The 19,709-nt window shown below is 72.0% G+C and carries 14 protein-coding genes; 5 read left to right on the top strand and 9 right to left on the bottom strand.

Translation table 11 applies throughout. The features are described from left to right. Nucleotides 1–29: 29 nt before the first annotated feature. Nucleotides 30–3,443, bottom strand: coding sequence for an ATP-dependent helicase (locus ACFWV8_RS14615; protein WP_384201014.1), 3,414 nt, complete (start codon nucleotides 3,441–3,443; stop codon nucleotides 30–32). A gap of 221 nt (nucleotides 3,444–3,664) precedes the next feature. Continuing rightward, entirely contained in the window at nucleotides 3,665–4,075 is a 411-nt protein-coding gene (locus ACFWV8_RS14610; RefSeq protein ID WP_384201012.1) for an MGMT family protein, read from the bottom strand. A gap of 206 nt (nucleotides 4,076–4,281) precedes the next feature. Between ACFWV8_RS14610 and ACFWV8_RS14605 the strand changes: the two genes are divergently transcribed. Together ACFWV8_RS14605 and ACFWV8_RS14600 are read left to right on the top strand one after the other, a co-directional pair. Next, complete coding sequence (locus ACFWV8_RS14605; RefSeq protein WP_384201010.1) at nucleotides 4,282–7,107, top strand: lysylphosphatidylglycerol synthase domain-containing protein; 2,826 nt, start codon at nucleotides 4,282–4,284, stop codon at nucleotides 7,105–7,107. Nucleotides 7,108–7,226: 119 nt separating this feature from the next. Next, nucleotides 7,227–8,885 carry an alpha/beta hydrolase gene (locus tag ACFWV8_RS14600; protein ID WP_384201192.1) on the top strand — a complete coding sequence of 553 codons (1,659 nt, stop codon included), beginning with the start codon at nucleotides 7,227–7,229 and terminating at the stop codon, nucleotides 8,883–8,885. Nucleotides 8,886–9,008: 123 nt separating this feature from the next. Here the strand turns inward: ACFWV8_RS14600 and moeZ are convergent, their stop codons facing one another. From moeZ to ACFWV8_RS14565, 7 genes are all read right to left on the bottom strand, one after another. Beyond that, the gene (moeZ, locus tag ACFWV8_RS14595) at nucleotides 9,009–10,187 is read right to left on the bottom strand and encodes an adenylyltransferase/sulfurtransferase MoeZ (RefSeq protein WP_329381955.1); all 1,179 of its coding nucleotides are present in this window, start codon (nucleotides 10,185–10,187) and stop codon (nucleotides 9,009–9,011) included. 71 nt (nucleotides 10,188–10,258) lie between these two features. Then, the gene (locus ACFWV8_RS14590; RefSeq protein ID WP_384201007.1) at nucleotides 10,259–11,020 is read right to left on the bottom strand and encodes a spherulation-specific family 4 protein; all 762 of its coding nucleotides are present in this window, start codon (nucleotides 11,018–11,020) and stop codon (nucleotides 10,259–10,261) included. Then, nucleotides 11,008–11,988, bottom strand: coding sequence for an NAD-dependent epimerase/dehydratase family protein (locus tag ACFWV8_RS14585; RefSeq protein WP_384201005.1), 981 nt, complete (start codon nucleotides 11,986–11,988; stop codon nucleotides 11,008–11,010). Before ACFWV8_RS14585 ends, ACFWV8_RS14590 begins: the two co-directional genes overlap by 13 nt. Nucleotides 11,989–12,168: 180 nt before the next feature. Further along, complete coding sequence (locus ACFWV8_RS14580) at nucleotides 12,169–13,344, bottom strand: hypothetical protein (protein ID WP_384201003.1); 1,176 nt, start codon at nucleotides 13,342–13,344, stop codon at nucleotides 12,169–12,171. After that, nucleotides 13,337–15,199 (bottom strand): glycosyltransferase, encoded by a 1,863-nt coding sequence (locus ACFWV8_RS14575; protein ID WP_384201001.1) that lies wholly within the window; start codon nucleotides 15,197–15,199, stop codon nucleotides 13,337–13,339. The genes ACFWV8_RS14580 and ACFWV8_RS14575 overlap by 8 nt, the downstream gene beginning before the upstream one ends. Before the next feature lie 262 nt (nucleotides 15,200–15,461). After that, nucleotides 15,462–16,844 carry a DUF3152 domain-containing protein gene (locus ACFWV8_RS14570; protein WP_384200999.1) on the bottom strand — a complete coding sequence of 461 codons (1,383 nt, stop codon included), beginning with the start codon at nucleotides 16,842–16,844 and terminating at the stop codon, nucleotides 15,462–15,464. Nucleotides 16,845–16,852: 8 nt separating this feature from the next. After that, nucleotides 16,853–17,929 carry an alpha/beta fold hydrolase gene (locus ACFWV8_RS14565; RefSeq protein WP_384200997.1) on the bottom strand — a complete coding sequence of 359 codons (1,077 nt, stop codon included), beginning with the start codon at nucleotides 17,927–17,929 and terminating at the stop codon, nucleotides 16,853–16,855. A gap of 163 nt (nucleotides 17,930–18,092) precedes the next feature. Between ACFWV8_RS14565 and ACFWV8_RS14560 the strand changes: the two genes are divergently transcribed. The 3 genes from ACFWV8_RS14560 to ACFWV8_RS14550 all read left to right on the top strand — a co-directional run bounded on the left by ACFWV8_RS14560 (nucleotide 18,093) and on the right by ACFWV8_RS14550 (nucleotide 19,621). Further along, nucleotides 18,093–18,359, top strand: a complete 267-nt coding sequence (locus ACFWV8_RS14560) for a hypothetical protein (RefSeq protein ID WP_384200995.1) — start codon at nucleotides 18,093–18,095, stop codon at nucleotides 18,357–18,359. 200 nt (nucleotides 18,360–18,559) lie between these two features. Next, nucleotides 18,560–19,210: a TetR/AcrR family transcriptional regulator gene (locus tag ACFWV8_RS14555; protein ID WP_189111548.1), complete on the top strand. Its 651-nt coding sequence runs from the start codon at nucleotides 18,560–18,562 to the stop codon at nucleotides 19,208–19,210. A 183-nt stretch (nucleotides 19,211–19,393) separates the two neighbouring features. Beyond that, nucleotides 19,394–19,621, top strand: coding sequence for a DUF3107 domain-containing protein (locus tag ACFWV8_RS14550; RefSeq protein ID WP_329381979.1), 228 nt, complete (start codon nucleotides 19,394–19,396; stop codon nucleotides 19,619–19,621). Nucleotides 19,622–19,709: the final 88 nt, after the last annotated feature.

Genomic DNA, 19,709 nt, shown 5'->3' with positions numbered 1-19,709 from the left:
GCACGAGGGGATTCATCCGGGAGGGGCACTCACTCCACGATCTGCTGCCCCTCCGGCCGCGCACTGCACGACGCGCGGAAGGAACAGTGCTCGCAGTGCCGGCCGGTGCTCGGTGTGAACCGTTCGTCCAGTACGCGCCCGGCCGCCGTGGCGAGCAGATCGCCGACCCACTCCCCCGCGAGCGGCTCCTGCGCCTGGATCTTGGGCAGCGCCTCACCGCCCTCCTTCCTGGCCGCCGCCTGCCGCAGTTGTACGAGTTCGGCGCCGCCCGGCTCCGGCCGGTGTCCGTCGAAGACGTCGTCCACCGCGCCCTCCCCCACCGCGAGCTGGTACACCGCGAGCTGAGGGTGGTGCGCGACCTCCTCCTTGGTAGGAGCCGCTTTGCCGGTCTTGAAGTCGACGACGTAGGCGCGCCCTTGGGCGTCCTGCTCCACACGGTCCATGGAGCCCCGGATCCGTACCTCGTAGGCGCCCGCCTCAAGGGTGACGTCGAAGGCGTGCTCGGTGGCCGCGGGTGTGCGCCCGGCGCGGTCCATCACATGCCAGCGCAGGAAACGCTCCAGCGCCACGCGCGCGTGCTTCTTCTCCTGCTGGGACTTCCAGGGCGCGTCGAAGGCGAGCGCGTCCCAGACGGAGTCGAGGCGCTCCATGAGGACGGCGAGGTCGGCGGGGGTACGGCCGGAGGCCACCTCGTCGGCCAGGACATGGACGACGTTGCCGAAGCCCTGGGCCGCGGTGGGCAGTTCGTCCGCCTTGACCTCGCGCCCCAGGAACCACTGGAGCGAACAGGTGTTGGCGAGCTGGTCCAGCGCGCTGCCGGAGAGCGCGACGGGCTGGTCCCGGTCGCGCAGGGGGACGGCGCTGTGCGTCGGCTCGTACAGGCCCCACCAGCGGTGCGGATGGGCGGCGGGCACGAGCGGCTGGCCCTCCTCGTCGGTGAGCGCGGCGAGCCGGGCGAGCCGGCGGGCCGCCGCGTCGCGCAGTGCGGGCGTCGCGTGAGGGTCGACGGTCGTGGCACGCAGTTCGGCGACGAGCGCGGCGACGGCGAGGGGACGGCGGGGGCGGCCGGTGACGTCCCTGGGCTCGACTCCCAGTTCGGTGAGGAAACGGGACGGCTGGTCGCCGTCGTCGGCGGGCGCCTTGACCGCCGTGACGACGAGCCGTTCGCGGGCGCGGGTCGCCGCCACGTAGAAGAGGCGTCGCTCCTCTGTAAGGAGGGCGCCGGGAGTGAGGGGCTCGGCCAGCCCGTCGCGGCCGATCCTGTCCGCCTCCAGAAGAGAGCCGCGCCGCCGGAGGTCGGGCCACAGTCCCTCCTGCACTCCGGCTACGACGACGAGCCGCCACTCCAGTCCCTTGGAACGGTGCGCGGTCATGAGACGGACGGCGTCCGGCCGTACGGCTCGGCCGCTGAGCGTGTCGGCGGCGATGTCCTGCGCCTCGATCTCCTCAAGGAAGTTGAGGGCGCCGCGCCCGCCGGTGCGTTCCTCGGCCCGTGCCGCGGCGTCGAACAGGGCGCATACGGCGTCGAGGTCCCGGTCGGCGTTACGGCCGGCGGCCCCGCCGCGCTGGGCCGACCGCTCAAGCCTGCCGGGCCAGGGCGTGCCGTCCCACAGCTCCCACAGCGCCTCCTCGGCCGTGCCGCCGCCCGCCAGCAGGTCACGCGCCTTGGAGAGCAGCGCGCCGAGGCGCTGGGCGCCGCGCGCGTGGGCGGGGTCGTGCGTGACGAGCCGCTGCGGTTCGGCGAGGGCGCGGGCCAGGAGGGTGTCGGAGGGGGGCGGTACGCGGTTGCCGGCGGCCCGTTCCTCGTCGCGCAGGGCCCGGCCGAGACGGCGGAGGTCGGCGGCGTCCATGCCGCCGAGGGGCGAGGTGAGCAGCGCGAGCGCGGTCTCGGCATCGAGCCAGTCGCTCTTGGCCGCAGTCCCGACCGCGGTCCCGACCGCGGTGTCGGCCCCTGTGTCGGTCTCGGTCTCGGTGCCGGCACGCTCCTCCGCGGTCCCGACAGCCGGCTCCGCCCCGGTCTCCGTTCCGATCTCTCCGTACGCCGACCGGATCGCCGCCGTCGCGACCACGCGCAGCGCCGTCAGCAGCGGGGCCACCGCCGGTTCGTGACGCAGCGGCATATCGTCGCCGTCGATCTCCAGCGGTACGCCGGCCGAGGTCAGGGCCCTCCGTACGGAGGGGATGGTCCGGCCCCCGGCCCGTACCAGCACCGCCATCTCGCGCCATGGCACGCCCTCTTCAAGATGCGCGCGGCGCAGGATGTCCGCGACGTTCTCCAGCTCGGTGGAGGCCGTCGGATAGGTGTACGTCTCGACCCGGCCGCCCTCGCGGACCGCCGCCGGCTCGCGGTGTGCCTGTACCTTCCCGGCCGGCAGCCTGTTCAGCGGCATCCGGCGGGTCAGCAGCCGGGTCGCGGCCAGCAGCCCCGCGCCCGAGCGCCGGGAGGTCGTCAGGACCCGCACCGGGGCCGGGCTGCCGTCGGCGCGCGGGAAGGTGTCCGGGAAGTCGAGGATGCCGTTCACGTCGGCGCCCCGGAACGCGTAGATCGACTGGTCCGGGTCGCCGAACGCGACGAGCGTGCGGCCGTTCCCGGCGAGCGCTCTGAGCAGTCTCACCTGCGCCGGGTCGGTGTCCTGGTACTCGTCGACGAACACCGCGTCGTACTGCTCGGCCAGCCGCCCTGCGACCTCAGGACGCTCCGTGAGCAGGACGGCCCTGTGGACCAGTTCGGCGTAGTCGAGCACCCCTCGCATGTCCAGGACATCGAGGTATTCGGCGAGGAAGGAGGCGGCGGCCGTCCAGTCGGGCCGGCCCCCGCGCCGCGCGAAGACGCCCAGGGAGTCCGGGCCGAGCCCCAGCTCACGGCTGCGGGCGAGCACCGCGCGCACCTCGTCGGCGAAGCCGCGCGTGGTGAGGCAGGCCCGCAGTTCGTCGGGCCAGCGGATGTGCGCCCGCCCCTCGCGCTCCAGATCGAGCTGGCCGGTGAGCAGTTCCCGTACGGCGACGTCCTGCTCGGGTCCCGAGAGCAGTCGTAGCGGTTCGGTGAAGAGGTCGGCCTCCTGGTGGGCGCGGATCAGCGCGTAACAGAATGAGTGGAACGTGGTCGCTTGCGGCCCCTGCGCGCCGCCGAGTCTGACCGCCGTACGGTCGCGCAGTTCGACCGCCGCCTTGCGGCTGAAGGTGAGGACGAGCATCCGTTCCGGATCGACGCCCCGCGCGACCCGCGCGGCGACGCTCTCGACGAGCGTGGTCGTCTTCCCCGTGCCCGGACCTGCGAGAACGAGCAGCGGTCCACGGCCGTGGTCAACCACAGGGCGCTGTGCTGCGTCCAGCACAGGAGGATCCACCGGGACCGGCGGTGTACGCACCAGTCGGTACGCGGCGGAGGTCCGCTGCCGTACCCGACGGTGCGGGATACGCCCGGTGGAGGAGAAGGAGCTCACGTGGATCGCCGGTCCTGGAGGGGGTGCTGGTGGTGACGGGGCTTTCTGGGGTGTGTGTGCCGCGAGCTGACGAGGCTACGCCGAGGGGCGGCGCGGATGCGGCGGGTCCGCCCGATGATCTAGGGCCTGTCGGGAGCGGCGCGGTGGCCGCGCCCCGTCATCCGTACGGTCCTCAGCAGATACGCGGGATCTCTCGCCGCGAGGCGAAATGTCAGAAGCTGTCAGATGTGAGCAGCATCGCCCGTATCAGTGTCCGTTTCCGGTGGCCGGCCGTCCCATCGCGCCCGTTTCATATCGAGGCGCGGCAGATGACCTTCGGCGGCGCGCGAGGCCTCCCGCAGCGGAGTGCCCTCCTCGCGGTAGTGGGCCAGCGCCCGCAGCTCATGACCGGCCAGCAGCACACCGTCCGATCGGACCACGCGCCACCAGGGCACGGCCCCTCCGTACAGCGCCATCGCGCGGCCGACCTGCCGGGGACCGCCCTCGCCCAGCCACTCGGCGACGTCGCCGTACGCCATCACCCGGCCCGGCGGGATCAGGTCGGCGACGTCGAGCACCCGCTCCGCGTACTCGGGCAGCTCTCCGGGGACCTCGTCGGGTTCGCCCGGCTTGTCGGGCTCGTCGCTCCTCATCCGCCCCATCCTGCCCCACGGCACCGACAGTCCGCCCGGTGCGCGGCCCCGCCCCGGCGGTATGCGCGCGGGCCGTGGGAGGGCCGACGCGGTGTTCCCCAATGCACCCTGATACCCCCCTCTGTCACCCTGGCGTGCCACCATCGTCCAGGCGGTGACTGGTGATACGAGATCAAGAAGACACGGATTCGACGAAGGAGCAGGGCGTGCAGCCTCCGACGGTGGCAGGCACCCCTGACGCCGAACCGCGCCCCGAGGCCCGCCAGGAACAGGCCCCCGACGGCGGTACGGAGACCAAGGCCGACAGCCACGCCCGTAACGGAAGCGTCGGCACCAGCGACGGCCACGACAGCAGCCACGACAGAGGCGACGGCAAGAACACCGGCACCGGCGACGGCAAGGGTGACGACGGGAAGGACGTCCCGCCCGGCAGCCACGCCGACCCGCTCTCCGGGGACGAACCGCTGCTCGCCGCCCGCGTGCACCGCCCTTCCGACCTGCTGCGACTGCTCATCGGCATCCTCGCCATCGCCGTCGTCATCGCCCTCTCCGCCTTCGCCCACGGCACCACGTCCGGTCTCGAACAGGACATCAGCAAGGGCACCGGCCAGGCCCCCGACCTGCTCGTCAAGGTCGCCGGACTGATCTCCAGCATCGCCGTGCTGCTCGTCCCGGTCGCCTTCGCGATCGAACGGCTGATCAAACGCGACGGCCTGCGGATCGCGGACGGTGTACTCGCCGCCGTCCTCGCCCACGGCGTCACGCTCGCCACCGATCTCTGGGTGGCCCGCGCGGCTCCCGGATCCATCCAGGACGCGCTCACGCGCGCGCAGCCAGGCGAAGGGCTCACCGACCCCGTACACGGCTATCTCGCGCCCGTCATCGCCTACATGACCGCCGTGGGGATGGCCCGCAGACCCCGCTGGCGCGTCGTGCTGTGGGTGGTGCTGCTGCTCGACGCCTTCGCGATGCTGGTCGCGGGCTACACCACACCGTTCTCGATCATCCTCACCGTGCTGATCGGCTGGACCGTCGCGTACGGCACGCTCTACACGGTCGGCTCGCCCAACGTACGGCCCACGGGCCAGACGCTGATGGCGGGTCTTCGCCATGTGGGTTTCCGTCCCGTCAGCGCGATGCGCGCCGAGCCGGACGACACCGGCGAGACGGCCGAGCAGGGGGAACGGGGCCGCCGCTATCTGGTGACCCTCGACGAGGGCCCACCGCTGGACGTCACGGTCGTCGACCGCGAACAGCAGGCACAGGGTTTCTTCTACCGGGTCTGGCGCCAGCTCACCCTGCGCTCCATCACCACCCGCCGCTCGATCCCCTCCCTGCGCCAGGCGCTGGAACAGGAAGCGCTCCTCGCGTACGCCGCCATCGCCGCCGGCGCCAACGCCCCCAAGCTGATCGCCACCTCCGAACTCGGTCCCGACGCCGTCATCCTCGTGTACGAGCACATGGGCGGCCGTTCCCTGGACTCGCTGTCGGACGACGAGATCACCGACGACCTGGTCCGCGGCGCCTGGGAACAGGTCAGGGCGCTCCAGTCGCGCCGGATCGCCCACCGCAGGCTCACCGGCGACGCGCTGCTGGTCGACGAGGACGGCAAGGTGATCGTCACGGATCTGCGCGGCGGTGAGATCGCCGCGGGCGACGTGGTGCTGCGGATGGACATCGCGCAGCTCCTCACCACCGTCTCCCTGCGGATCGGCGCCGAACGCGCGGTGGCGACCGCGGTGGACGTCCTCGGCCCCGACACCGTCGCCGACTGTCTGCCGCTGCTCCAGCCGATCGCGCTCAGCCGGTCCACGCGCACCACACTGCGCCGGCTCGCCCGTGAGCGGTCCCAGCGCGAGCGCGACGCGGTGCTGCGCGCCTCGGAGGCAGCCAGGCACGCCCGTACGACGGACGTGCCGGAGGCGAGCACCGACGCCGAGCGCAAGGCCGCCAGGCGGTCGCTGCGCGCGGAGAAACAGGCCGAGAAGAAGGCCATGGACGACGCGCTCGACGAGGTGCGCGAGGAGGATCTGCTCTCCCAGATCCGCGGACAGGTCCTGCTGATCAGACCGCAGGCACCGGTCGAGCCGGTCCGTCTGGAGCGCATCAGACCGCGCACGCTCGTCAGCATCATCGCCGGTGCGATCGCCGCGTACTTCCTGCTCTCGCAGCTCGCCGGCATCGACTTCGGCAATGTCTTCGGCCGCACGCACTGGGGCTGGGTGGCCGCCGCGGTCCTGTTCTCCAGCCTCAGCTATCTCGCCGCCGCGATGAGTCTGCTGGGCTTCGTACCGGAGCGCGTGAGCTTCCTCAAGACGGTCGTCGCGCAGGTCGCCGGGTCCTTCGTCAAGATCGTCGCCCCGGCGGCGGTCGGCGGGGTGGCCCTCAACACCCGCTTCCTGCAACGCTCGGGTGTACGCCCGGGGCTCGCCGTGGCCAGCGTCGGCGCCTCACAGCTGTTCGGACTCGGCGCGCACATCCTGCTGCTGCTCGCGTTCGGCTATCTCACCGGTACGGAGAAGACGACCTCGCTCACGCCGTCGAGAACGGTCATCGCCGGGCTGCTGACCGTCGCCGTGCTGGTGCTGGTCGTCACCGCCATCCCGTTCCTCAGGAAGTTCGTGGTGACCCGGCTGCGCTCGCTGTTCGCGGGCGTGGTGCCGCGCATGCTGGACGTGCTCCAGCGACCGATGAAGCTCGTCACCGGCATCGGCGGGATGCTGCTGCTGACCGGTCTGTTCGTGATGTGTCTGGACGCGTCGATCCGGGCCTTCGACGACGGTCATCAGCAGTTGAGTTACGCGAGTCTCGCCGTGGTGTTCCTCGCCGGCAACGCGCTGGGGTCGGCGGCGCCGACGCCGGGTGGTGTGGGCGCCGTCGAGGGCGCGCTGACGATCGGTCTGATCGCGACGGGCGTTCCCAAGGAGGTCGCGGCGCCGGCGGTGCTGCTGTACCGGATGATGACCCTGTGGCTGCCGGTGCTGCCCGGGTGGATCTGCTTCAACCATCTGACGCGCAAGGGAGCTCTCTGACGCCGTTCCGGGAGCCCTCTCGGCCTCCTCCGAGGGGGCTCCCGGAGCGGCGGTCACCACCCGGCTGGCCCCCGAGCCGCGCGCCGCTCCCCGGCACGAAGCACCATGGGGGGATGCCGATGCCCTCCTTCTCCGCTTCCCCCGCTCCGGCCCGGCGCCGCCGCCGGGCGCTGACCGCCGCCACGGCCGTCACCGTCGCCACGCTGCTGGCCGCCGCCGGATGCTCCGACTCCGGCGGTGGCGGCAGCGGCCAGGCCGGGCAGAACAGCCAGAACGACCAGGCCGGTCAGAGCAGGACCGGCAAAGGCGACAAGACCGCCCCGCCCGCGGACCTGACGTCCCAGAAACTGGACTGGAAGGGCTGCCCGACCCCGTCGGCGGCCGAGGGCGGCGGTACGGCTCCGTCGCCGCTGCCCGGCGGCACCAAGTGGGAGTGCGCCACCATGGCCGCGCCGCTCAACTACGCGAAGCCCAAGGGCGCCACCATCGATCTGGCCCTGATCCGGGCGAAGTCCAGCGACCCCGGCAAGCGCATCGGCTCCCTCGTCTTCAACTTCGGCGGGCCCGGCGGCTCCGGCGTGACCGGACTGCCCTCCTTCGGCAAGGACTACGAGAAGCTGCGCACCCGCTACGACCTGGTCAGCTTCGACCCGCGCGGGGTCGGCCGCAGCGAGCCCGTCGAGTGCAAGAACGACAAGCAGCTCGACGCGTACTACGCGGGGGACATGACCCCGGACGACAGCGCAGAGGAGAAGTCGTACGTCGCCGGCCTCAAGTGGTACGCGGGTGGCTGCGAACGGAACTCCGGCAAGGAACTCCCGTACGTCGGCACCGTCAACGCCGCACGCGACATGGACCTGATGCGCCAGGTGCTCGGGGACGACAAGCTCAACTACTTCGGCATCTCGTACGGCACCGAGCTGGGCGGCGTCTACGCCCATCTGTTCCCGAAGTCCGTGGGCCACGCCGTCTTCGACGCCGTCGTGGACCCGACCGAGGGCGCCGAACAGGGCTCGCTCGGCCAGGCCGAGGGCTTCCAGCTCGCCCTCACCAACTTCGCGAAGGACTGTGTGAGCCGGGGCGACGCGTGCCAGCTGCCGGGCAGCACCCCGAAGGAGATCGAGAACTTCATCGTGGAGCTTCAGGACCGGCTCGACAAGAAGCCGATCAACGGCCTGGGGAGCCGGCGGCTCACCGAGACCCAGGCCACCAACGGCATTGCCCAGGCGCTCTATTCGAAGGAGTTCTGGCCGCTGCTGGAACAGGGTCTGGCCGAGGCCGACGGCGGCAGCGGCGCGCTGCTGCTCGTCCTGTCGGACGCGATGAACGGCCGCAACGAGAAGGGCCAGTACAGCAACATCCAGGCGGCCAACGCCGCGGTCAACTGCGTGGACTCCAAGGAGCGCTTCACGCTCGCGCAGACGAAGGCGAAGATCCCCGAATTCCGTCAGGCGTCGCCGGTCTTCGGCGAGTTCCTCGGCTGGGGTCTGCTGGGCTGTTCCGAGTGGCCGGTGCCCGGCGCGTCGGACAAGACCGATGTCAGCGCGCCGGGTTCGGCCCCGATCCTCGTGATCGGCAACACCGGTGACCCGGCCACGCCGTTCGCGGGCGCGCAGGCGATGGCGAAGGCGCTCGGCAAGGGCGTCGGGGTCGAGCTGGTGTTCGAGGGTCAGGGGCACGGCTCGTACAACAGCGGCAGCAAGTGCGTGCAGAACGCCGTCAACGGCTATCTGCTCGACAACAAGGTGCCGAAGAACGGGACGGTCTGCCGGCAGTGACAGCGCGGGCTCAGAAGCTCGCCCGCACAGGTCCCGCAGACGTCAGTCCCGCATACGTAAGGAAGCCGGTCCACGAGATACGTGGACCGGCCTCCCGGTGGATATGTCACGCCGCGGATCAACTCAGTAGATCGGCTTCTCCGGCTCGATCTGGTTGACCCAGCCCACCACTCCGCCGCCGACGTGCACGGCGTCGGCGAAGCCCGCGGACTTCAACACCGCCAGCACTTCCGCACTGCGGACACCCGTCTTGCAGTTCAAGACGATCTTCTTGTCCTGCGGCAGATCCTGGAGCGCGTTCCCCATCAGGAACTCGTTCTTGGGGACCAGCCTGGCGCCCGGGATGGAGACGATCTCGAACTCGTTCGGCTCCCGCACATCGATGAGCTCGATGTTCTCGCCGTCGTCGATCCACTCCTTGAGCTGCTTCGGAGTGATCGTCGAACCGGCCGCCGCCACCTGCGCCTCCTCGGACACGACGCCGCAGAAGGCCTCGTAGTCGATGAGCTCGGTGACGGTCGGGTTCTCACCGCAGACCGCGCAGTCCGGGTCCTTGCGGACCTTGACCTGGCGGTACTGCATCTCCAGCGCGTCGTAGATCATCAGCCGGCCGACCAGCGGCTCTCCGATGCCCGCGAGGAGCTTGATCGCCTCGTTGACCTGGATGGACCCGATCGACGCGCACAGCACGCCGAGGACGCCGCCCTCGGCGCAGCTCGGCACCATGCCGGGCGGCGGCGGCTCCGGGTAGAGGCAGCGGTAGCAGGGACCGTGCTCGGACCAGAAGACGCTCGCCTGACCGTCGAAGCGGTAGATCGAGCCCCATACGTACGGCTTGCCCAGCAGCACACACGCGTCGTTGACCAGATAGCGGGTGGCGAAGTTGTCCGTGCCGTCCACGATCAGGTCGTACTGGGAGAAGATCTCCATGACGTTCTCGGACTCCAGCCGCTCCTCGTGAAGGACGACCTTCACCAGAGGGTTGATGCCGAGGACGGAGTCACGTGCGGACGCGGCCTTCGAGCGGCCGATGTCCGCCTGGCTGTGGATGATCTGCCGCTGGAGATTCGACTCGTCGACCTCGTCGAACTCCACGATGCCGAGCGTTCCGACACCGGCCGCGGCCAGATACATGAGCGCGGGCGAGCCGAGCCCGCCGGCGCCCACGACGAGCACCTTCGCGTTCTTCAGCCGCTTCTGCCCGTCCATCCCGACGTCCGGGATGATCAGATGACGGGAGTACCTGCGGACCTCGTCGACGGTGAGCTCGGCAGCGGGCTCGACCAGGGGTGGCAGCGACACAGGGACCTCAACAGGGGATTGGTCGGTTGGTCAGTACGTTTGCTCCTCCAGTAACACTGCCACGCGCCTTCTCATTCCGAGACACCCGGTCCGATCTGCGAGACGATTTCGTCCCAGTAGCCGGGCAGAGCCGCGAATGGGCTGATCTGTCCGGTTCGCTCGTCGTGATCGCCGCGGTCGGTGAAGAAGATCGTCCCCGCGCCCTGCCAGCGCGCGATCCGCATCGCCTCGTCCAGATGGCTGCGGGGCACCCCGTACACGAGATGCGCGAAGCGCTCGGGCGGATGGTCCGCCGTCCACTCGGGAACCTGTGACCAGCGGTAGTCCGTCCACGGTCCGCGGAAGGTGACCAACTGGTCGGCGATGTCGGCGTATCCGTCGTACGGATGCGTCCCGTGGCCGAGGACCAGATGCCCGCCGGGCGCGACCGTGTCCAGCGTCGCTGCCGTGAGCCTGACGTCGGGGAGGTACGAGGCTTCCGCCGGACACCGGTCCAGATAGAAGCCGTCGACGCGGTACCAGTCGTGGAAGTCGTGCGCCTCGGTGATGAGTTCGCCGAAGCTCCGGGCGCCGTACGCGAGATCGAGATGCCCGAGCACGCGCACGCCCGCGTTCCTGAGCCGGCCCGCGGCCTCCAGACAGTGCGGGTCCGGCATACTCCCGGGCCCCTCCGCGACGTTGAGCACGGCCCAGTGCAACGGCGTTCCCGGGCGGGTCAGTTCGGCCCACTCGACCTGGGCGAGCAGCGGATGCGCGTAACCGGGGACGCCGAAGCCGAGTCCGGCGGCGCCGGTGGCCGACCGGCTGCTGCCGGCGGTCGTCAGATGCGACATGCCGCCTCCATCCAGATGTCGGCGAGCGACTCCTCCAGGTTGATCCGGGGCCGCCAGCCGAGCCGGTCGCGCGCGGTGCGGACGTCGGCCTGCTGCCAGCCGCCGCAGCCGTCGGGGTACGGGAACGGGCCGGCGCCCAGTTGCTCCGACGGGTGCTCGCCGCGCTGCGGGCCGAGGGTGGCGTGCCCGAGCGCGGGGCGCTGCGGGCCGGTGGGAGCGTCCAGCTCGTGCAGGGCACCGCCGTATCCGGCGACCCTCGCGAGAATGGCCGCGGCGTCCCTGAGCCGGACCGCGCGACCCGTACCGATGTTGACGATGCCCTGGGCGGCGGAGAGCGAGGCGGCGTGCACGGCGCGGGCCACGTCGCGTACGTCGACGAAGTCGCGCTGCACGCCGAGTCCGCCGAGCTTCAGCTCGCCGTCGCCGGACTGCATGGCGCGGCGCATCGCCTCGGCGAGCCGGCCGAGGGGGGAGCCCGCGGGCGTGCCCGGCCCGACGGGTGAGAAGACCCGGAGCACGACGGCGTCGAGCCCGGCGCCGAGCACCAGTTCGCTGGCGGCCAGCTTGCTCACCCCGTACGGACCGCCGGGCCGGGGCACCGCGTCCTCGGCGGTGGACGAGCCCGGCTGGGAGGGCCCGTACTCGGACGAGCAGCCGAGCTGGACGAGCCGGGCGCCGCAGCCGCTGCGGCGCAGGGCCTCGCAGACGGTCGCGACGGCGACGGTGTTGTGCCGGGTGAGATCACGGGCGCCGCCCCGGGTGGCGCCGGCGCAGTTGATGACGACTCCGGGGTGGACGGCGTCGAGGAAGCGGGTGAGGGCCCCGGGACTCCCCCCGGCGAGGTCGAACCGTACGTCGGCGTCGTCGCCGCGGCCGAGTGCGGTCAGATGCACGGCCGGGTCGGCGAGCAGCCGGTCGGCGACGAACCGCCCGAGGAATCCGTTGGCACCGAGCAGCAGGACCCTCATCGCGCCGCCCCTTGCTTCCGACGCGCCGGTGCTGGGGGTTGAGGGGTCATGTTCTGTCGTCTCCTTAGAGGTGTTGCCGTGTGCTTCGGGTTACGCCCGCGGCGTCGGCTCCGCGGGAGGTCTGTGGGTCCGGATGTGCGGCCCGGACGGGGGCGTGCGCCGGAGGCCGGTGGCCGCCGGTCAGGTGTGGGCCGAGGCCCGGGACAGTGCGACGGCGGCGTGGATCAGCAGTCCGAGCGCGGCGGCGCCGCAGGCGATGGCCGGTACGGCGCCGGTCCCCCACGCCTCGACGAGGGCCCGGACGGGGGCGGAGACGGGTTCGAAGCCGGGCACGCGGCCCAGCGTCGCGAGGAGGAGGGCCGGTGCCTCGACGGCGCAGGCGGCGGCGAGGCCGGTCGCCGCCGCCCTGGGGAAGCCGTGGACGGCGAGGAGCCGGGCGAGCAGCAGCAGACAGCCGAGGGCGACGGTCGCGGCGGGGTGGCCGGTGCCGGCGTCCCGGCCGCCGCCGAGTACGAGTTCGGCGAGGACGGCGAGAGCGGTCAGCGCGAGGGCGTACAGCGCGAGCAGACCGAGCAGCGCCGGCCGGGTCCGGGCGGCGAACTCGGCCAGCCCGCGGCTGTCGGCGAGCCTGCGGCGCGCCTGTACGGCCAGCAGATGGGCGCACCAGGCGGCGGGGGCCACGGCGAACGCCAGGGCGACGAGCGGCGCCGCCGCGTGGGCCAGGGGGTCCGTCAGGTGCGGCCCGCCGCCGGCCGCCGCGTGGGTCAGCCCGTCGCCGTACAGCACATACGCCAGCAGCCAGCACACCCACAGGCGCGAGACACGCGCCGTGTGGCCCTCGACGCGCAGCGGGCCGCGCCGGAGGGCGACGGTGAGCGCGATGGCGAGGGCGACGGCCCCCGCCACGCCTATCGCGAGCCGGAGCCCCCCGGTGGCGCTGTCGGCGTACCGCAAGGTGACGACCGCGGCGGCGCACACGGCGCCCGGTAGCAGGGTGCGCAGCGCCCATCCGGCGCGCGCGTCGGTGGAGCGTGCCGGGTGCGGCACGGTCGTGTCGGCGGTGTCCCCGCCGCTGTCGGCGGCGCGCGGCACGCGCGCGTAGAGCTCCTCGGCGAGCGAGAAGACATCGCGGTGCCGGAAGCGCGCGGCGGCCCGGTCGGTGACGCCGTGCGCCTCCAGACCGGCCGCGATCTCCAGCGGGTCGACGGCGCGCTCGCACAGCTCGCGGTGGCTGTGCATCAGCGTCTTGACGGGGTCGGCGGGGCCGGGACGGCGCGCGAGTCTCGTCGTGAGCCCGGGGGCGGCGGCTCCGTCGGGGGTGGTGGCTCTCCCGGGGGTGGTGCCCGCGTCAGACATCTCTCTCCCCCAGCGCTTGTCCGGCGCCCACGCCGACCGCTTCCGTAGGACGCGACGCCCGCGCGACGTCGGGTAAGGAGACGGGGAGGGACGGCAGGGCCATCGGAACCGGGGGCGTCAACGGCCGCGGCGCCGGCATCGGTACGGTCGTGGCCTGTCCGGCGGTCCAGTGACCGGGTACGTACGCCTCCGCCGGGTTGGCGAACGGCAGCGGCTCGCCGTGCGCGTCCACCGTCTCGGCCGGGCGCCGGACCGGGACGTGCGAGATCAGCTCCAGGTAGATGCCGCGGAACGCCGCCAGGTTCTGCTCGACGGTGAAGAGTTCCAGCGCGCGGGCCCGCGCGGCGGCGCCCAGCCGTTCGCGCCGCTCCGGGTCGCGCAACAGCGCGACACAGGCGTCGGCGAGCGCCCGCGGATTGCGCGGGGGCACGACGAGACCCGTGCCACCGATGACTTCGACGACCGCGCCGACGTCGGTGGAGACCGTCGCCCGCCCGCAGAACATCGCCTCGACCAGGCTGACCGGGAAGCCCTCGACGATGCTGGACAGGACGACCACCCCGCCCGCCGCGTAGGCGTCGACCAGCTCCGGGGCGCCGGGCCCGCCGACCTCCTCGAAGGAGACGCAGTTGTCGCCCACGGCGTGCGCGTCGGCCGCCTCGTCGGGGAACAACTGGGCCGCCAGCGCGCGGCAGTGGGCGAGATACGCCGTCGCCTCCGCGCCCTGCGCGGCGGCGCCGATGATCCGCAGCCGCGCCTCGGGCTCCTCCTTACGGATGTCGGCGAAGGCGTGCAGCAGGGAGATGAGGTCCTTGGCGGGCTCGATCCGCCCGACCCAGACGACGGTGTTCGGATCGCCGCCGTGACCGCCGCTTCCGGTACCGCCGCCGTGGCCGCGTTCGCTGTCTTCGCCCAGCGCCGAGAAGCGCTCCGTCTCCATGCCGGGGTAGACGGTGCGCAGTTTGGCGCGGTCGGCGCCGCAGCGCTCCTGCCAGCGTCTGGCGTGGGTGTTGCCGGGGGTGATGACGGTGGCCTGCCGGTAGACCTCGGCGGCGAGCCGGCCCTGGAAGGCCGCGAGCAGGGCGCGCACCGGCGCGCGCAGGGGCGCGCGCAGGGGCGCGTCACCCCCGGCTCCGGCGGCCAGGTAGTGCGCGCGGAGCTGGACGCCGTACTCGGTGACCAGCAGCGGCGCGCCGAAGAAGCGTTTGCCCAGAAGTCCGGGCAGGGCGGCGGATCCACCGGTCGTCGCGTGACAGAGATCGACGGCACCGAGGCCGTCATCGTCGTACCAGTCGAGCGAGAGCGGGCGCAGCGCGCGCTCCAACTGGTCGGCGAAGACCAGGTAGTCGGGGACGGTGGCACCGCGCACGCTCCGGCGTGCGCGGGGGGCGTGGCAGGCGGATTCCAGGATCCGTACGGCGGCCTCCGAACGCAGCGCCGTGGGCAGACCGCCGTGGTCGCGGGCCAGTTCGGCGAGCCCGTACAGTCCCTCGGCGAAGGCGACCGTGTCGCGCGCGCTGTCGCCGCGACCGCTCCCGACCGCGCTCTGGGGCGCGCCGTCGTCCGGGGCGCAGACGGCGTTGATCAGATCCCCGAAGTGCCCCACGAAGCGCCGTCGTTCACGCCGTCCGTAGGCCCTCCCGTCACCTTCGGCCGACCAGAGGGACGCGGTGCGCACCCTCAGTACGGAGGGCGGGAGCTGGATCCAGCCGTTGCCCTCCTGGTGGGCGCTGCGGCTGAGCGCGTAGATGTCGAACTCGTGCTGCGCGAGCCCGCGTACGAGCCGGTCGCACCAGAGCCTGGACTCACCCGTCGCGTACGGGTAGCCACCGTCCGTGAGTAGTCCGATCCGCACGAGCACACCCCCGATCTCCCTTGTGGGAAGCCGCCGTTGGATCGGCGACTCACAGCGGGACGACCGTAAGCGGACATGACGGTGCGACGACGGACGGTTGTCCGTCGCACCACCGGAAGGGGTGAATGCACGTAACTTTCCCACCGCGATAGCGTTCCGTCGCGGTAAGGACTCGGACGGTCACAGCGCGTCAAGCCAGGGCCGACGCCCGGCCTACGCTTCGGCCTTGGCCGACGCCTTGGCCGATGCCCCGCCCGGCGCCTCAATTGCCGGGGAACGCCCAGGGGTTGGGCTTGCACTTCACGCCGTCGAGATCGAGCGTCTTCGTCTGCTGCTGCATCACCGGCGCGAGCGTGCCCGGTGTCTGGCAGCTCACATGGCCGTACCCGAGCCGGTGCCCGACCTCATGGTTGATGAGCATCTGCCGGTAGGTCAGCATCGCCTTGGAGCCGTACGTCTTGGCCCCCCGCGCCCAGCGGTACGCGTTGATCATCACGCGGTCGGTCGATGCGGAGTCGCAGGACACGTTGTCGACGGTGGTGTCCAGTCCCGACTTGGCGCACCACTCGGCCGTGGTCCCCGGGCTGGCCAGCGTGATCACGAACCTGGGCGAGCCACTGGAGATCCGCTCGAAGGTCATGGCTCCGTTGTGGGCCCAACTCCGGTCGTCGTTCAGGGTTTTCTGTACGGCGTCGGCGAACAGCTTCTCGTCGAGCCCGAGGCCCTTCTCGACATCGATCCGGTAGCTGACCTTGGGGCCGTCGCCGGGCGCCTTCGCCAGTCCCGGCACCGCCCCGAACTCGCCCGAGCCCTTCAGATCGGCGGCCAGCGGGAACTGCTTGGCCATCAGCTGGGTGTAGGTGAGCGCCGGCGCCGGCGCCTTGGCCGCGGGCTCCTTCGGCGGGATCGTCCTGCCGTCCGAGCGCGACGCGGGTCCCTCTCCGTCGCGGGCGAGCCCGCCGGAGGGCAGCGCGTCGGCGCGGGGACCGCCGCCGTCGGTGACCTGGGCGGCCACCACGACGGCGAGCACCGTGGTCACCGCCGCCGCGGCGATCCCGGTGAGGGTGCGCCCCAGATTGCCCTTCTCGGGCCGCTCGTCGCCGCCGACGGCGTCGGGGAGGCCGTCGGGGTCGTCCCGGTCCGGGCCACGTCCGGAGTCGGCGGCGGATGCCGTACGGGGGCGGCTGCTCTCGTCGTCCCAGTCGGCGACGGAGCCGTACGGATCGGGCCGCCACCGCGCGGAGTCGGCGTCGAGGCCCACAGCGGCGCCGCTGCCTCCGTAAGGAGAGGGAGGCGCGTCGAAGGCGTCGACGAACTCACGGCGTGGTCCCGGCACTTGGACGGGGGCCTGGCGCTGCCCGGTCGGCGCCGGACGCTGAGGCCGCTGCTGCCCGCCGCCACGGCCGCCCGGCCAGTCCCCGTACCGCTGTTGACCGCCCCAGCCGCCGCCCGGTTCACGGTGCTCGGGGTGCCCGCCGCGTACCTGCGGCACGCCGTGCGCGGGGGTGCCGTACACCGGTGCCGCCGGTGATGCCTGCGGTGCCGGCCGTTCCCGCTCGGCGGGCGGCGGGCCGCTCACGGCGGGAGCGCGCTTCTTGCTGTCGGACGCCTTGGGCGCGGGGCCTTTACGGCTGTGTCGTCCCACGCCCCGGATCAGCTCCCGCCACTGTCGTTGTCGCCGTCGTAGTCACCTCTGTGGCGGCTCGCGCCGCCGCCGCTGAGGACGCCGCCGCCCCCACCGTCATTACGGCCGGGACGCCCGTTCGTCTCATCCGCCGCCCGGTCCGACTCCTCGATCAGGCCCCGCACGGCGTCCGCGACCACTTCCGGGTACTCCATCATGGCAACATGCCCGGCGTCCGGAAGCGTCAGGAGCCGCGAATCCCGGAAAGCGGCGGACGCCTTTCGTGCCATTCGGTACGAAACAAGCTGATCCCGCCCTCCGTACACCAGCAGTGTCGGCGCGAGGACCCGTTCCGCCTGCCGCCACAGCCCTTGCTGTCCGCCGAGAGTGTAGGCGTCGACGATGCCCCGCGCGGAACGGGTCATCGCCTCCCAGAAGTACGGAAGACGCTGCCGCCGCTCCATCTCCTCCACCGCGTGCCGCATCGCCTCCTCCGAGACCCGGCCCGGGTCGCCGTAACAGAGGGCCATCACGCCGCGCGTGCGCTGCTCGGCCGACCACTCGCGGGTCATCCGCCCGAACAGGGCGCTGACACCGGGCAGGGCCAGCAGGGCGGTCGGCACGGCGTTGCGCTGCACGCGGATCTCGGGCAGCGCGGGTGAGACCAGGGTGAGGGTGCGCACCAGGTCGGGACGGGAGGCGGCGACCCGGGTCGCGACGGCGCCTCCCATGGAGTTGCCGAGGAGATGCACCGCGCCGTGGCCGCCCGCGTCGAGCAGCCGGACCACGGCCCGCGCGTGCCCGGTGATCGAGTAGTTGCGGTCCTCCGGCGGCGGGGAGTCCCCGAAGCCGGGCAGGTCGACCGCCTCGCCGTCGACCACGTCGGCCAGCAGCGGCATCAGGTCGGACCAGTTCTGCGAGGAGCCGCCGAGACCGTGCACGTACAGCGCGCGCGGCAGTCCTGGGCGCGTGGGGGGCCGTGAGCGCACGTTGAGCGTCAGCCCCGGCAGCGCGACCGCACGCAGCCGCTCACCGTCGGCGACCCTGACAGCACTCACGCGCGGAACGGCGGCGGCGAGTGTTTCCGGCAGCTCGGTCGAAGACATGCGGCAATGTTACGAGACGATCACACGCGGGTCCTCCCGTTCGCGGTCACCGGACACATAGCGTCGCGGGTACGGACCTCCTACCCTCGTAAGTACGCGCGTAGGTATTCGCCTCATATCGCGAATGGCATACGGAAGACGACCGGAGAAGAAAGGGCGCCCCATGCCGGCGGACCTGAGCGACCCGGACACATTCCCGAACGACTACGAGAACGGCACCGACAAGGAAGAGCGGGAGGCCGGAGCGGATTCCGGCGAACTCGAAGAACTCGACGAGGAGACTCCGGAGGCCGACGCCGCCGAGCAGCACAGGGACGTGCGCCCTTCGGGCGACGATCCGCCGGCCCCCATCGGTACGGAGGAGGCCGACGAGGCCGACGCCGCTGAGCAGGCGCGTATCGTCTCTCTCGACGAGGACGACTACCGCTGAGTATCCGCTCGGGACCGGGTTCGCCTTTTGTCAGCATTGGATACTTTTCTCCGTCGCCGCACTCGCGGCCTGGCGGATATCCGGCTCCCGTGAGTGTCCGGTCCGTGAAATTCTCAGACCTGACCACGCACAGCCGGGTTACCCAAAAGTACGATGGCAAGGCGGCGCACAGCGCGCACGGCACGATTCTGGGAGGCGGCGTGACAGCCATAGAGCAGACCGAGGCGGCGCGCCCGCGAGGCACGCGCCTGCCCCGCCGCGCTCGACGCAATCAGCTTCTGGGCGCGGCTCAGGAAGTCTTCGTCGCACAGGGTTACCACGCCGCGGCGATGGACGACATCGCGGAGCGGGCCGGTGTCAGCAAGCCCGTCCTGTACCAGCACTTCCCGGGGAAGCTGGATCTCTACCTGGCGCTTCTCGACCAGCACTGCGAAGCACTGCTGCAGGCCGTACGTACGGCCCTGGCCTCGACGACCGACAACAAGCTCCGGGTCGCGGCCACGATGGACGCGTACTTCGCCTACGTCGAGGACGAGGGCGGCGCGTTCCGGCTGGTCTTCGAGTCCGACCTGACGAACGAGCCCGCGGTGCGCGAGCGCGTCGACCGGGTGGCGCTCCAGTGCGCCGAGGCGATCTCCGACGTGATCGCGTCGGACACGGGCCTCTCCAAGGAGGAGTCCATGATGCTGGCCGTCGGGCTCGGCGGCGTCTCCCAGGTGGTGGCCCGCTACTGGCTCTCCAGCGAGTCGGTCATCCCGCGCGACAAGGCCGTGGAACTTCTCACCTCGCTGGCCTGGCGCGGCATCGCCGGGTTCCCGCTGCACGGCAGCGAGCAGCACCCCGGCGCCTGACCGGGCGCGCGGCGCCCGGCGCCGGGCCCGACGCGGTCCACCGGCGGCCGGCCGGCCCGCGCGGTCCGTGTTCGCTGCGGGCGTGTCCCGCCACTGTCCTGAGCTCCTTCTCCCCGGGCTAATGTGTGCTGGGTACCGCGCGGTTGACCGCGCAACGCACCGACCGTTCGGAGGGACATAGCGGTGGAGGTCAAGATCGGCGTGCAGCACACGCCCCGCGAGATCGTTCTGGAGAGCTCGCAGTCCGCCGAGGACGTCGAGAGCGCCGTCGGCGACGCACTCGCCGGCAAGGCGAAGCTGCTCAGCCTCACGGACGAGAAGGGGCGGAAGGTGCTCGTACCGGCCGAACGGATCGCGTACGTGGAGATCGGCGAGCCGACGACGCGACGGGTGGGCTTCGGTCCGCTCTAGGCGAAATCGGCGGCACGGCACCACAGCGACGAAGGAGTGGCCCGGCGGGGATTCCCGCCGGGCCACACCGTCGTCGTACGCACCCCCG

Origin of the sequence: Streptomyces sp. NPDC058665 (assembly GCF_042714995.1) — a bacterium.
Taxonomy (GTDB): domain Bacteria; phylum Actinomycetota; class Actinomycetes; order Streptomycetales; family Streptomycetaceae; genus Streptomyces.
Note: the sequence above shows the minus strand (reverse complement) of the source record. Positions and strands in the feature narration are given on the sequence as shown.